Annotated in this window: 16 protein-coding genes; 8 read left to right on the top strand and 8 right to left on the bottom strand. The window is 35.7% G+C overall.

Translation table 11 applies throughout. The features are described from left to right. Nucleotides 1-78 precede the first annotated feature (78 nt). Nucleotides 79-1,044 carry a bile acid:sodium symporter family protein gene (locus tag ACFSO7_RS15750; RefSeq protein WP_377878284.1) on the bottom strand — a complete coding sequence of 322 codons (966 nt, stop codon included), beginning with the start codon at nt 1,042-1,044 and terminating at the stop codon, nt 79-81. Between the two features lie 30 nt (nt 1,045-1,074). Beyond that, a complete protein-coding gene (locus ACFSO7_RS15745; protein WP_377878283.1) occupies nt 1,075-1,404 on the bottom strand; it encodes a rhodanese-like domain-containing protein in 330 nt (109 codons plus the stop codon). 96 nt (nt 1,405-1,500) lie between these two features. Here ACFSO7_RS15745 and pepT point away from each other — a divergent pair, with 96 nt between their 5' ends. Beyond that, on the top strand, nt 1,501-2,733 hold the full coding sequence (pepT, locus tag ACFSO7_RS15740) for a peptidase T (protein WP_377878282.1): 1,233 nt from the start codon (nt 1,501-1,503) through the stop codon (nt 2,731-2,733). 194 nt (nt 2,734-2,927) lie between these two features. On the opposite strand, the gene ACFSO7_RS15735 is transcribed toward pepT, so the two are convergent. Then, nucleotides 2,928-3,608, bottom strand: coding sequence for a DUF975 family protein (locus tag ACFSO7_RS15735; RefSeq protein ID WP_377878281.1), 681 nt, complete (start codon nt 3,606-3,608; stop codon nt 2,928-2,930). A gap of 289 nt (nt 3,609-3,897) precedes the next feature. Here ACFSO7_RS15735 and ACFSO7_RS15730 point away from each other — a divergent pair, with 289 nt between their 5' ends. The 4 genes from ACFSO7_RS15730 to ACFSO7_RS15715 all read left to right on the top strand — a co-directional run bounded on the left by ACFSO7_RS15730 (nt 3,898) and on the right by ACFSO7_RS15715 (nt 6,369). Further along, entirely contained in the window at nt 3,898-4,224 is a 327-nt protein-coding gene (locus ACFSO7_RS15730) for a PadR family transcriptional regulator (RefSeq protein ID WP_377878280.1), read from the top strand. Then, on the top strand, nt 4,214-4,774 hold the full coding sequence (locus ACFSO7_RS15725; RefSeq protein ID WP_377878279.1) for a DUF1700 domain-containing protein: 561 nt from the start codon (nt 4,214-4,216) through the stop codon (nt 4,772-4,774). The genes ACFSO7_RS15730 and ACFSO7_RS15725 overlap by 11 nt, the downstream gene beginning before the upstream one ends. Beyond that, on the top strand, nt 4,771-5,607 hold the full coding sequence (locus ACFSO7_RS15720) for a DUF4097 family beta strand repeat-containing protein (RefSeq protein ID WP_377878278.1): 837 nt from the start codon (nt 4,771-4,773) through the stop codon (nt 5,605-5,607). Before ACFSO7_RS15725 ends, ACFSO7_RS15720 begins: the two co-directional genes overlap by 4 nt. A 435-nt stretch (nt 5,608-6,042) precedes the next feature. After that, complete coding sequence (locus ACFSO7_RS15715; RefSeq protein ID WP_377878277.1) at nt 6,043-6,369, top strand: SCP2 sterol-binding domain-containing protein; 327 nt, start codon at nt 6,043-6,045, stop codon at nt 6,367-6,369. 61 nt (nt 6,370-6,430) lie between these two features. On the opposite strand, the gene ACFSO7_RS15710 is transcribed toward ACFSO7_RS15715, so the two are convergent. From ACFSO7_RS15710 to ACFSO7_RS15695, 4 genes are all read right to left on the bottom strand, one after another. Next, nucleotides 6,431-7,132, bottom strand: a complete 702-nt coding sequence (locus tag ACFSO7_RS15710; protein WP_377878276.1) for a Type 1 glutamine amidotransferase-like domain-containing protein — start codon at nt 7,130-7,132, stop codon at nt 6,431-6,433. 119 nt (nt 7,133-7,251) lie between these two features. Then, nucleotides 7,252-7,791: a DUF1697 domain-containing protein gene (locus ACFSO7_RS15705; protein ID WP_377878275.1), complete on the bottom strand. Its 540-nt coding sequence runs from the start codon at nt 7,789-7,791 to the stop codon at nt 7,252-7,254. Nucleotides 7,792-7,925: 134 nt separating this feature from the next. Next, a complete protein-coding gene (locus ACFSO7_RS15700; RefSeq protein WP_377878274.1) occupies nt 7,926-9,245 on the bottom strand; it encodes a DUF4179 domain-containing protein in 1,320 nt (439 codons plus the stop codon). Then, nucleotides 9,238-9,762: a sigma-70 family RNA polymerase sigma factor gene (locus tag ACFSO7_RS15695; protein WP_377878273.1), complete on the bottom strand. Its 525-nt coding sequence runs from the start codon at nt 9,760-9,762 to the stop codon at nt 9,238-9,240. Before ACFSO7_RS15695 ends, ACFSO7_RS15700 begins: the two co-directional genes overlap by 8 nt. Before the next feature lie 210 nt (nt 9,763-9,972). Here ACFSO7_RS15695 and ACFSO7_RS15690 point away from each other — a divergent pair, with 210 nt between their 5' ends. The 3 genes from ACFSO7_RS15690 to ACFSO7_RS15680 all read left to right on the top strand — a co-directional run bounded on the left by ACFSO7_RS15690 (nt 9,973) and on the right by ACFSO7_RS15680 (nt 12,112). Beyond that, nucleotides 9,973-10,527, top strand: a complete 555-nt coding sequence (locus tag ACFSO7_RS15690; protein WP_377878317.1) for a hypothetical protein — start codon at nt 9,973-9,975, stop codon at nt 10,525-10,527. Nucleotides 10,528-10,627: 100 nt separating this feature from the next. Further along, on the top strand, nt 10,628-11,704 hold the full coding sequence (locus ACFSO7_RS15685) for a serine hydrolase domain-containing protein (RefSeq protein ID WP_377878272.1): 1,077 nt from the start codon (nt 10,628-10,630) through the stop codon (nt 11,702-11,704). A 24-nt stretch (nt 11,705-11,728) separates the two neighbouring features. Beyond that, entirely contained in the window at nt 11,729-12,112 is a 384-nt protein-coding gene (locus ACFSO7_RS15680) for a YkvA family protein (protein WP_377878271.1), read from the top strand. A 93-nt stretch (nt 12,113-12,205) separates the two neighbouring features. On the opposite strand, the gene ACFSO7_RS15675 is transcribed toward ACFSO7_RS15680, so the two are convergent. After that, a complete protein-coding gene (locus ACFSO7_RS15675; RefSeq protein ID WP_377878270.1) occupies nt 12,206-12,784 on the bottom strand; it encodes a DUF1836 domain-containing protein in 579 nt (192 codons plus the stop codon). Nucleotides 12,785-12,839 lie beyond the last annotated feature (55 nt).

Below are 12,839 nucleotides of genomic sequence, written 5' to 3'. Positions count from 1 at the left end.
AAAAAATTTGAAAAGGTTTCTTAATTTAAAAGAAAAAGAAGTGCTATAAAAACACTCCTCCCAAGTATCATACATATTTTACATATTGAGTTGTTGTTTTGAGACTCTTTGATGATAGTACCGATCCGATAAATATCCACTAAGTGATGCGAGTATTTGTTGAAATAGCATCCCCACAACAACTGGAACCGAAACTGCAGGTGGAAAGTAAGAAACGGCTAAAACCGCTCCTGCACTGATGTTTCTCATTCCGCCTGTAAATATCAATGCAATCACTGTTCCTTGATCTTGTTTAAACACTCTTCCTAAAACAAAAGCAAGAAAATATCCAGACATAGCAATGACGAATACAACAATCGCGATGACAATGAGTTTTACGCTAATCACTCGTAAATGAGGTGCCACAACGGCACCATTTAACATAACGACAACTGCAAGACCAATTTTAGAAATTGGCGCTAGTCTCGGACTCCAAATCTCTTTCACTTTGCCCTTTGTCCATTGATTGATCGTCATACCAGCTAAGGAAGGGAGAACGATCATTCCTAACAAACCAGTCATAATGCTAGGTACATCCATCTCAATTTTTTGCCCAACCATGAGTGAGATCGTAAAAGGTACGATAATAGGCGAAAGTAAAGTGTCGATTAGAATGAGTGATAGAGTAAAAGGAATATTCCCTTTGTAAATAGAAACCCAAATAAGACTAGTAATTCCAGTTGGAATAGCCATTCCGAGTATAATTCCCGTGATCGTAAAAATATCTTCATTAAAAACAATATGTCCGATTCCCCAAGCCCAAATTGGCATGATGATGTGCAACAAGCCTAATGCAATTAGAATCGGTAATGGATGTAAAACCGCATCCTTCAAGGAACGAAAGTTAGAGCCTAAACTTCCTGAAAAAGTCATAAATGCAAAGATCCATGGAATTAAATAGGAGAAATCCTTAATATAAGCCGAGAGTAACACCCCTAGAACGACACTTGCCGGGGTGACCAGTGGCATAATTTTTTCAATTTGTTTGTTTATTCTGTGCAGCATGAAATCATAACTTCCAATCAGTATATAATTTTAAAGGGATTTTACGTATTCCTTCCAAGCGGTTACTCCACCCTCTAACACTAAAACATTATAGTCCTTTTCTGCTAAAATGGCAGCACATTTAGCCGCAGAATTTCCAGTAGTACATGTGACAACAATTTCTTCATCTTTTGGCAATTCAACAGCTTGGGCACTTTTTTCATCCATTTCAAAAATGATATTTTTCGGGATATTTCGTGTTGTTCCTTCAATATGGTCGGCATCGAATTTTTCCGAGGCTCTCACATCAAGTAGAAAAACAGGATTATCCTTCTTCATCTTTTCATACAGTTCTTTTGGTGATATTTTATTTACATTCACTACAATCAGCTCCTTAAGTTTCGATAGTTAAAATTAATAACTCATTACACTTATGATAAACTTAAATAAAGATTATGAATAGGAGATGAATGCAAATTGAAACAAGATCTAATTAGGAGATTAACTTCCTACGTTGTTGTCGATACACAGTCTAATGATGATAGTGAAACTTGTCCTTCCACACCTGGACAACTCACTCTTGCACAAATGCTCGTAGATGAGTTGAAAGCGATTGGTATGGTTGATGTGACAATGGATGAAAATGGTTATGTGATGGCAACCCTTCCATCCAATACAGAAAAAGATGTGCCAACCATCGGATTTTTGGCACATGTGGATACAGCAACTGATTTTACCGGCAAAAATGTAAAGCCACAAATCGTTGAGAACTACGATGGCGAGGATATTGTTTTAAATAAAGATCTACATATCGTTCTTTCAACAAAGGATTTCCCACAAATGTCCAATTATCATGACCACACTCTAATTACTACGGATGGTACGACCCTTCTTGGTGCAGATAATAAAGCAGGCATTGCGGAAATCATGACAGCCATGGATTATCTTATTCAACATCCTGAAATTAAGCATGGAAAAATTAGAGTCGCCTTTACTCCTGATGAAGAAATTGGAAGAGGACCTCATAAATTCGATGTCGCTTCTTTCGGGGCGAAATACGCTTATACGATGGATGGTGGGCCACTAGGAGAATTAGAGTACGAGAGCTTCAATGCAGCTGCTGCCAAGATTACAATTAAAGGAACAAATATTCATCCTGGAACGGCAAAAGGGAAAATGGTTAATTCCACGAAAATTGCCATGGAATTTAATAGTCATCTACCTGTGGAAGAAGCACCAGAATCTACTGAAGGTTACGAAGGTTTTTACCATTTAAATTCATTTCAAGGTGATGTAGAAAAAACAACACTTTCTTACATCATCCGCGACTTTGACAAAGATAACTTCCAAGCTCGGAAAAATAAATTCGAAACCATTGCGAAGGAACTCCGAAGCAAGTACGGTGAAGGCAATATTTTATTAGAAATAAAGGACCAATACTATAACATGCGTGAAAAAATTGAGCCAGTAAAAGAAATTGTCGACATCGTTCAGCTAGCAATGGAAAAGTTAGACATCGAACCGATTTTCAAGCCAATTCGCGGCGGTACAGACGGTTCACAGCTTTCCTATATGGGACTTCCGACTCCTAACATTTTCACAGGTGGCGAAAACTATCATGGTAAATATGAATTTATCTCTGTGGACAATATGGTGAAAGCTACCAAAGTGATTATAGAAGTTGTCCAGTTGTTTGAACAAAGAGCTTAACAAGAAAAGCGGAAGCAGCTCGTTCTGCCCGACAAGCAAAAGTCGATCCATGAAAGAAGGCGCTCTTTGCCTTCATTCATGGAGTGGCTTTTGACCTCGAGGGGCAAGGACGCTTGCGCTGGACAATTTTCGAAGTCCGTAAATGTTATACTTATCTTTTAAATAGAGCCCCCACTAAAGTGGAGGCTCATTTTTTATTCCTCTATAATCTTAGTAACGTTCCCCTGTGGCTTGATTAATTCATTATAAAAAGTAGCAACAGACGTTGAGACATAAGGAGAAAGCCATAATAACCCGATTCCCAAAGTAAAAATACATAGAATTCCCCAGCCTATAAAGCTTAAGTTTAAGAGAAAGTATTTCCATTTGTAACCATTCATTCGTCTTCTACTTTCCGAAATCGCATCAAGAGCAGTCAATTCAGGGTGGTCCTTCAATAATAAGAAGGTTTGAGAATACGAGAGACTTTTAATGATACCAGGAATAATCAATAATAAGGACCATAAAAAGGTAAAAATCCCTACAAGAATAGACGTGCCTATTAGTTTCAATGCTCTTTTTCCATCTTTGTAGATCATAAAGACATCCGTGATCTGCACCTCTTCAAACCTGGCGACACCCAGAAAAAACCAAGAAACAGCAATGGTAAATGGGATTAAAGCAATGGAAAGGATCATGCTAAAAAACGACCCACCCACGGAAGTCCCTTCCTGATTTACCCAGTTTGTAAATCCTCCACTAATGATTGCTTCGATTATTAATGGGAAAATCGAATTAATTATGAATATTAGAAGCGTTAGCCCTACAGCTAACCCCCACTTCCCTCGTAGGGATTTTAAAGCCTTTCCTTTAATCTCAGAAATTGACATATTCATCCACACATCCCCTCAATATGTAACTTTTTTCCCATTAGAGAACAATACAACCTCTTGCTATTATATGTACTAATTCAAAGGTTAGCATTGGGTTTTTCCACTTTTCTGAATATAGTGATAATTGACTATTACTTTTATCCTAAAAAAAATTATATTTAGTACCTTGCATTATTCAGTACTGTGTATTATCATATTAAATGTGGAAGCAAATGTTATTTTTTTTCACCAGCTATTATACATCGCTCAGTAGTGAGTGTTGTAGCTATCTAAGCAGAAGGAGGATTATTCCTTGAATGTTCAATTTAAAAAAGGTGTCTTGGAATTATGTGTGCTCATACTCATTTCGAAAAAAGATCAATATGGGTATGAATTAGCTCAAAATATATCCAATAAGATTGAAGTGGCAGAAGGGACCCTTTATCCTTTGCTAAGAAGATTAACGAAAGAAGACTTTTTAACAACTTATTTAGCAGAATCGACAGAAGGACCTCCCAGAAAATATTATTCGTTAACAGGTAAAGGAAAAGAATACATGAATATTTTAGTTGACGAGTGGCAGCAGTTTTCGTTTGCGGTGAATCAATTTATCGAGGAGGGAATGAATCATGGCATCTAATGCATTTTTAGCAAAATTAGAGTATTTATTAGGAAAAGTACCTGAACATGATCGAAAAGAAATGCTTTATGATTACGAAGAACATTTTGAAATTGGCCTGGCAAATGGCAAAAGTGAGGCTGAGCTCATCGCAGAGCTTGGAGATCCATATATGATTGCACGAGACTTACTAGCGGATTACCGAATCGGCAAGGCGGAGCAAGATCAAACACCAACTAATATGTTCCGTGCGATAGTGGCGACAATCAGTCTTAGTTTTTTTAACTTAGTTTTTATTCTTGGACCTGTTGCTGGACTTTTTGGTGCATATGTTGGACTTTGTGCCGCTGCTTTTGGATTAACCGTTTTCCCAATCGCAATCCTAGGTTCCTATTTCTTAGGATATAGCTACGAATCCTTTTCAGTAAACTTCTTTGTTTCCCTAACTTCATTTAGTTTAGGGGTGCTCATGAGTATTGGAATGATTCATGTAGGAAAGTTTTTCTATAAAGTAGTACTTCGTTATATAAAATTCAATGTCAAAATGGTAAAAGGAGATAAAGCGGCATGAAGAAAATAGTTTATAGTATGTTATTTTTATTTTCTGTTGGAGTAGCTGGAACACTCATCTCAGTGAGTGCATCAGGTGGCTTTTCATTAGATACCTATAATGTAGGTGATCAAGTTGTGGTTAATAATAAGAATATTTCCGATATCGAGGTGGAACTTTCATCAACAGATGTGACTGTCCATTCCACTTCAGATAAAGAGATTACAGTTGAACTAAACGGAAAAATTAGTAAAAAACTAAAGAAAAAGTTGAATTTAGATGTAAAAGAGAAAGGTGACACTCTAAAAATAAGTTTAGATGGTGAAGATCAAATTAAATTTAATATTGGAGTCCTAATTATAGATACAAATATCGATATTTACCTACCAGAAAAGCTTTATGATTCTATTAATGTCGATATATCATCAGGTGATATTGATTTGAAGGAATTAAAGGCGAAAGAATATTCTTTAGAAACAAGCTCTGGTGATATAAGTGCCAAAGACATAGATGGTGTACAATCCAATATTAATGCTACATCCGGGGACATTGATCTCAAAAACGTCAAAGGGGATATTTCAATCGTATCTACTTCTGGTGATATCAACATTCATAATAAAGAAGTGTTCGGAAATATTGAAACGAAAGCTACTAGTGGGGATGTAACGGTAGAATTTGATAAACAACCTGAATCTTTAGCAATTGATTTTAATGCAACTTCTGGAGATGGTAAAGTCTCATTAGACGGAGTTTCTTATGAAGAAAAAACTGAAGACGAAATCAGAGGAAAAATTGGCACTGGTGAATACAAATTGATCGTTGATATTACATCAGGGGATTTTGTATTACGATAAATAACATAAATCTTAGACAGCTCTATGGTAAGGATAAAGTGCTTTAACATTAATAATGACACATTAACCAATAAAAAGGATCAGTCCCTGTTTTGTTAGAGGGCTGATCCCTTTTTTTACTAGAGTTCTTAGTCTATTTACCTGTGAATCTTGATAACCTAATAAATACTCCTAATCCCGCAAAGAAAACACCTAAACATAATAAACTACCTGGCGATCCCCATACTATTTCATTTAACATTCCTTTCAGCCCCCTATAACTTTGTAATTATATGTTTATATTACCATATTCAGTATATGGCTTTGATATTTTTCGAAAATATCTGAAAACCATTACACAAAAAAATGAATCACAATTCAGGATATTTGCAGGATTTCTTCTATTTAAGTGGAAGTAGTATAATAGTACTTTTATTCTACTGGGGGACTTAATAAATGACCGTTAAATCAGAACTTCAGCAATTAGTCGATAAAATGAATGCGAATCCAGAGCATATTCAAAATGAAAAGGATCGAGTCTTTCAAATAGACTTGAAGGAGAGCGGTTCGCTTCAGATTGTATTGAAGGATGGAAAAGTTCAAGTGGAAGAAGGAGCTCCTCATGAACCAGAGGTCACTCTCATACTACCAGAAACTAATTTTTCTAAACTATTAAAGGATGATTTGAACACAACAATGGCCTTTATGACAGGTGGTTTGAAAGTGGAAGGAAAAATTGGACTTGCATTAAAACTTCAGGAAATTGTGAAAAAGTATCAGTAATAGTAGAAAAGGCAGCTACCTAGTTGAGATTGCTGCTTTTTTTGATTGCAAAAATCCTTACTTAAATGGATCCTAAATATCGAGTTGGAATCTCTTCCTCAATTATTCCATGATCAGAATGTATTATTTTATAAGCTTTTGCTCGTGGTCTTGAACTAACAATATGACTTAATTCTTGTTCAATATAATGGACTGCGACCCCATCATCCGCAGCCACACCCGCTTTTATCATTTCTGATTGAATGAGTTTATGATAGGATGGCCGTCTCTCTGCTTCCCCATCATAATGTGGACAATTGCTTCCTTTTAAAAAACCTAGGCACCTTAGTGGTTCAAGTCCTTCACCATAGGAATCTGTCACACCTTCCTCAAACCAACAAATGGATCCTGCGCTAATACCGGCTAAGATTATTCCTTGATCCCAAGCTTTTCTCATTATGGAATCAAGCCCCCATTCCTTCCATAATGCCAATAAATTTTTTGTATTTCCCCCACCAACATATACAATATCTTTATCTAAAATATATCCTTCCAAATCCCTAGTTGGAGGTTTGAATAAAGATAAATGGGAAGAATGACAGTTTTGTTTTTCAAAGCTGTGATAAAATCTTGAAATATAATTGTCTGAATCTCCACTTGCTGTTGGGATGAAACAAATCTTTGGCTTAGATTTATTTGATTGTCCAAGAATGTATAAATCTAGCAAAGGGTTATCAGGCTCCATCGAAAAGCCGCCACCACCAAGAGCAATAATTTGCCGCAACTCCTCCGCCTCCCTTCTCATTTCATCTATAAAACTGCTCTACTTGCAAATTAATTATCTTTAAGGTCAAGTTTTCTGCCGTAACTGCAAGTAAACCAATCTTCACACGAATCTTGCTATTATCTCACTTCTTCTGCCATTGCAGCTAGCTTCATGACAGTTTTCCAATTCCGAACTGTTCCTTGAACCCCTATTTTTTGAAGATGAACGGCAAGCTTGGATTTCCGAATACTTTGACGGAAATATAAATAGATATTTTTCCCTTCAATCTTGAACTCGTCTATGTCACTTTTGAAAATGTGTAATTGGTTCAAGCCTTCCTGGGATGGCACTCCTTCTAAAAAAGAAACATGAATACTCTCTCCTTCTAACAAAGTATCAAATGAAAAAGGGCAACTCGCAATGATTTGTTCCCATTCACTTGCCGTTCTTAATATAACAGGGACTCGAAACCCGAAAACGGATTCAATTTCAGCCTCCAATCTTCGATTCAAAACTTCGGTAGCTTCCTCCGAATGAAATAAAACATTCCCACTCTGAATATAGGTTTTCACATGATGTAGCCCGTTTTTTTCCAATAGATTCTTCAAATCTGCCATTTTAATGATATTATGTCCACCCACATTAATCCCTCTAAGCAATGCAATGTACGCTGTCATCTATTTACCTCGCTTATCAAATTCTCTTTTAAATTTCAGCTTTTCTATTATGTTCGATCTGTTCTAGATCAAAACCTCCTTTACCATCAAAAAAAGAGTGTTAGGTAATTTCAAGTTTCCTAACACTCTCAAATTCAATTAATTTTAATTTTCACATCATCCTCAATCCATGAAGGAAAAAAGGATAACTTTAAGGATATTGGCCCTTCTTGGTTTTTCAATCCCGGTATATTGACTCCGAACGATTTTTCTTCTTCATCCCCTAGACCGCGAGAAAAGGAGGACTCTGATTGTATTTCATTTCCTTTACCGTCCTTTATCTCACTAAACAGAAAGTAAGGGAAATCTTTTTTAGCAGCCATCGTAAAATCGATATAGCTTCCACTCACTTTTACACTTTTTAAAAGATTTCCTTTAGGCTGTTTCAAGATTTCCCCTTGTTCCACATCGACTACTACGTATTCCTCCCCTTTATCAACGGCTTGAACCTTATTTAAAGCAAGGTATAATTCTTTTGGTTGACGAAAATAGTTACTTTGTAAGTAAATGATCTCCTCATCATCGGAAATTTTGCTTGCCGTTGTACCATTGGTAATCTTGTTCCATGACTCGCCATTTTCATCTACAAGCCGTAAGTCATCAAAATTAAGCAGTTTTTTTGTATTATTAGGATCCTTTTTCACATGAACGGCTACCCTTAATGGCTGGACGATTGCACTAATAAATGTGACTTTTTGCCCTGCAATTTCAACCGTTTTATTCAATTCGTACGTTTTTTTCTGTTTAATATCCTTAACAAGTGTAAATGGGATCTTATACTTTTCTGAAATATCGCCTTTTATTTCTAAAGATAGCTCTAGCTCTTTCGTCTTAAAAGGTGTTTGATAATAGTATTCTAGCGTTCCATTATATGAGGATTTTTCCGCAAAAGAAAAATAAGTTGAACCAAAGGATGCAGAAGACAGATTTAATTTTTCTCCATTTATACTATTCACAAAGGCATTATCTACATAAATATTTTTATATTTCTCCTTTGACCTCACGTTATAAAATAGAACCATTCCATCCTCATCTGCAATCGCACCATCAATGGTAACCTGTATACCACTCTTTTCCTCCGAAGCCCCGAGCTTCTGATAATAATCATTTTCGATTGCTAGCATTATCCCTTTATCATGTCGGATGAGTTCCACTACTCTTTCCATACCAGGAATGACCGTAATATAATTAGCAAACGCTGGAGAAAGCCGAATCGTGGTAAAGAATCCAATAAGTAAAAGAGCAGTAGCTGCCAAACTAAATAACCATTTTTTTCGTTTAGGCTTTTGTTTGCCTTCAAATTTCGCTCTTTGGTAACCAGCTAGGATGGCGTCATCTATTGATTGAAGCGAAACAGGTATTTGGTCATAGATTTTTTTATACTCATTTAGCTGTTCTTCTTCTTTTTTATACATGGAGATTTCCACCTTTCTCTTCCAGCTTGCCACGAAGCGATTTCAAGGCTTTGTTCAGCCAAGTCTTAACTGTTCCCTCAGGACATTGCATCGAACTCGCAATTTCCTTTATTTTTAAATCATGAAAATATTTTAGTGTTAAAATTTCACGCGAACGATCATCCAAGTCTAGCATTGCTTCCTTAAGTTCCATTCCTTCATGGTTCTCGCTTGTTCCCTGGATATTAAAAATTTCATCACTTAGAACTACTCTTTTATTCTTCTTCAGCTGGTCATTACAATAATTAATCATGATTCGAATAAGCCATGTTTTAAAGTAAGATGTCTCTCGAATCGTATGGATACTTTTGTATGCGCGGTAAGTTACCTCCTGTATCGCTTCAAGTGCGTCTTCCTTTTTTCGAAAAAAAGAGAGCGCCGTACGAAATAAATCAAGTTTGTATGCTTGCATCAACTCCAAAAAAGCCTCATCATTTCCATCGATGGCTTTTTGGACTAAGTGGTCATCTACATTCACATTATCGCCCCCTTACTACCCGTTGTACTATGTATTAGACTTTTGAGTTAGGAAAAAGTTTTAACTTTTTTATTCGAAAAATCAAGAAATTTATTTATCAATCATCCTATCAGTTTATCAACCTTTCTATAACTCCTCCATTATTGCTAAAAATCTATTTCTCAAGATTACAAATGATGGTAAAATTGGATTTGAAAAGAGGTGTTCCACCTGAGTACGATTGCTTGGATGATTGTTGCCTGTGAAATTGCGTTTTGGATTGTCATTATACTTGGTTTAGTCCTGCGATATATTTTCAAATTAAATAAATTAGGAATCATTTTCTTAGCGTTAACACCAGTCATTGACCTTATTTTATTAGCTATTACTAGTATCGACCTTTACCGTGGGTCAACAGCTACACAAGCTCATGCGATTGCTGCGGTGTATATTGGGGTGTCGATTGCGTTTGGAAAAAGCATGATTGATTGGGCTGATGAACGGTTTCAATATTACGTTACAAAGCAAGGTCCAAAACCAACAAAACGATTTGGAATGGAGTATGCGATTCATTATATGAAAGGTTGGGGTCGCCATCTCATCGCCTATTTAATTGGAGCCGGGTTGCTGGCTGGAACTGTTTATTTCATCAATGATCCCTTTAGGACAGAAGCTTTAAGTGGAATTTTAAAAATATGGTCTCTTGTTCTTGGGGTGGATTTCGTCATAGGTATTAGCAACTTTATATGGCCTAAGAAAGGAATGGCTGAGAAAAGTAGTATATAATAAGAATCGATCGTGTATACGGTCGTTTTTTTATGAAATTGAAACCTTGTTGTTCATTCAAACGTAAACCATTTGTCTATAAAGAGAGGAGATACATAGTATGGCAAAAAAAATATTAATAGGTTTGGGAATTGCTATTGTCCTTATTATTGTCGGGTTTATCATCACGCTATCTGTGGTCATGTCATTTAACCCAAATAAATATGAAGGGAATACCGAAGAAAAAATTTCACAGTATATAAAGGATAAAGAGGATTTTCGTGGAACCGTACTTGTGACAAAGGGAGATGAAATCATATTTGATAAGAGCTACGGCTTCGCCAATGATAAGAAAAAAATAAAAAACGATGAGCACACTCAATATCAAATTGGCTCGCTTACAAAATCATTTACAGCAGCAGCAATTTTGAAGCTTGAAGAAGAAGGAAAATTAAAAACAAGTGACCCCATTGCGGATTATCTACCTGATTTTCCAAGGGGTAAGGATATTACGTTACACCATTTACTAACTCATACTTCAGGTATTTACAATTATACAGCTGGGAAATTTGTGCAGAATAAGAAGGTAACTCCTGAAAAAATCGTAAAATGGTTTGATAAAGAAAAACTAGAGTTTGAGCCTGGCGAAAAATTTCAGTATAGCAACTCAAATTATATATTGCTAGGGATGATTATCGAGAAAGTTTCTGGAATGTCTTATGAGCAATTTTTGGCCGAGAATATTCTTAAACCTGCAGGATTGAATGAAACAACGACAAACCGAGACGATGCGAAGAATTTAGCAATTGGATACAAAGGATATAAGAAAGACAAATTTATTGATAACAGTGTACCGTATGCTGCTGGGATGGTTATTTCGACAGCTAACGATCTACTAAAATATGATAAAGCCCTTTATGAAAGGAAAATAGTAAATGAAGAATCGCTAAAAAAACTATTCACTCCCGAAAAAGATGATTATGCCTATGGCTGGATCAATACGGAGATGTTTGGAGAAAAAGTCCATTGGCATAATGGCGGCATCAATGGGTTCCGCTCCATTATGAGCTACTTTCCTGATCAAGGATACACAATCATCGTTCTTAGTAATAATGTAATGGAGAATGTTGATAGTGCGGCAATGGATATTTCCGCCATTTTGTTTAATAAAAAGTTAAGTATTTTAGACCGATTTTAGCGCAAAGCTATGAAAAATTCAAAAATGTTTATCCAAATAAAAGCTTGGGCAAAAAAACTAAAAAAACAAATCTTTATCCTTTATTTAGCCTATAAAGATGATCGTGTAGTTTGGTATGTAAAGTTATTTACTGCATGTGTTGTTGCCTATGCTTTTAGTCCAATTGATTTAATCCCTGATTTCATTCCAATTTTAGGGTACCTTGATGATATTATTATTGTTCCTTTGGGGATTATGTTCGCTTTAAAAATGTTACCTCGAAATGTAATAGATGACTGTACGGAAAAGGCAGATGAGCTGATGAAAGTAGGGAAACCTAAAAATTGGGTAGTTGGCTCACTTATCATCCTAGTATGGCTATTAATTTTTATATGGGTTTCTATCAAATTATATAAGTTAATCAACTGACAAGGGTATTTGTAGTATAAGACAATTATTAAAAAATGCTCAAAGCATAAAAGCTTTGAGCATTTTTTATTTGACCCTTCATTCCTTTTCCTGCTATTTCTTTCCTTCAACAGCTAGTTCATCAATAAGTTTCTCAGCTGCCCTGCGATACATATTACTAATGTTTGCAAGAGAGGAGATCATTAAAATTTGCTCAAGATACTCCGGATTATCATCTCCGATGTCCCCTACTTCTTCATTTACCTCTTTAGCGTGAAGATTTATTTCCTCATAAAAACGAACCACATTTTTTTTGTGGAGATTTAAATAGCCTTGATAAAAGGCTTCTAAATCAAGATCGTCCTCTACCACTTTTTCATTTATTCCATCAAGAGTTACCTTGATATCCCCTATCGATAAAGCCCCTTTCATTTGATAAATTAAACTAATGAGGAGGAGATGATCCTTTGAATATTTCTTATTTTTTATTGGGAAAAAGAGCTTTCCTTTTGCATAGTTGTTAATCATTGTTTTCGTCAGGATTTTTTCATCTTCATTTCTTTTCGATTCAGCAAATTTATTCTCAAAAAGCTGGATGACTTGGTCCATGTATAAATCAAGCTTTGGTATTTCATCTATTCGAAGATTGCTTTCTAAACCAAGTTCATTTATTTGTTCATTCATATTTTTCATAAATAACTTCCCTCAATCTTTCATTAATAAAACCTATTATACCTAAAAAAATAGT

Source organism: Bacillus sp. CGMCC 1.16607 (assembly GCF_042683745.1).
Taxonomy (GTDB): Bacteria; Bacillota; Bacilli; order Bacillales; family Cytobacillaceae; genus Pseudoneobacillus.
The sequence above is the reverse complement of the archived record's forward strand: the minus strand, read 5'-3'. Positions and strand labels throughout refer to the sequence as shown.

What these genes read in the sequence shown, in the direction of transcription:
- ACFSO7_RS15750 (WP_377878284.1), bottom strand. Translation starts at nt 1,044, where the DNA reads ATGCTGCACAGAATAAACAAACAAATTGAAAAAATTATGCCACTGGTC.
- ACFSO7_RS15735 (WP_377878281.1), bottom strand. Translation starts at nt 3,608, where the DNA reads ATGAATATGTCAATTTCTGAGATTAAAGGAAAGGCTTTAAAATCCCTA.
- ACFSO7_RS15725 (WP_377878279.1), top strand. Translation starts at nt 4,214, where the DNA reads ATGGCATCTAATGCATTTTTAGCAAAATTAGAGTATTTATTAGGAAAA.
- ACFSO7_RS15720 (WP_377878278.1), top strand. Translation starts at nt 4,771, where the DNA reads ATGAAGAAAATAGTTTATAGTATGTTATTTTTATTTTCTGTTGGAGTA.
- ACFSO7_RS15715 (WP_377878277.1), top strand. Translation starts at nt 6,043, where the DNA reads ATGACCGTTAAATCAGAACTTCAGCAATTAGTCGATAAAATGAATGCG.
- ACFSO7_RS15705 (WP_377878275.1), bottom strand. Translation starts at nt 7,791, where the DNA reads ATGACAGCGTACATTGCATTGCTTAGAGGGATTAATGTGGGTGGACAT.
- ACFSO7_RS15700 (WP_377878274.1), bottom strand. Translation starts at nt 9,245, where the DNA reads ATGTATAAAAAAGAAGAAGAACAGCTAAATGAGTATAAAAAAATCTAT.
- ACFSO7_RS15685 (WP_377878272.1), top strand. Translation starts at nt 10,628, where the DNA reads ATGGCAAAAAAAATATTAATAGGTTTGGGAATTGCTATTGTCCTTATT.
- ACFSO7_RS15680 (WP_377878271.1), top strand. Translation starts at nt 11,729, where the DNA reads ATGTTTATCCAAATAAAAGCTTGGGCAAAAAAACTAAAAAAACAAATC.
- ACFSO7_RS15675 (WP_377878270.1), bottom strand. Translation starts at nt 12,784, where the DNA reads ATGAAAAATATGAATGAACAAATAAATGAACTTGGTTTAGAAAGCAAT.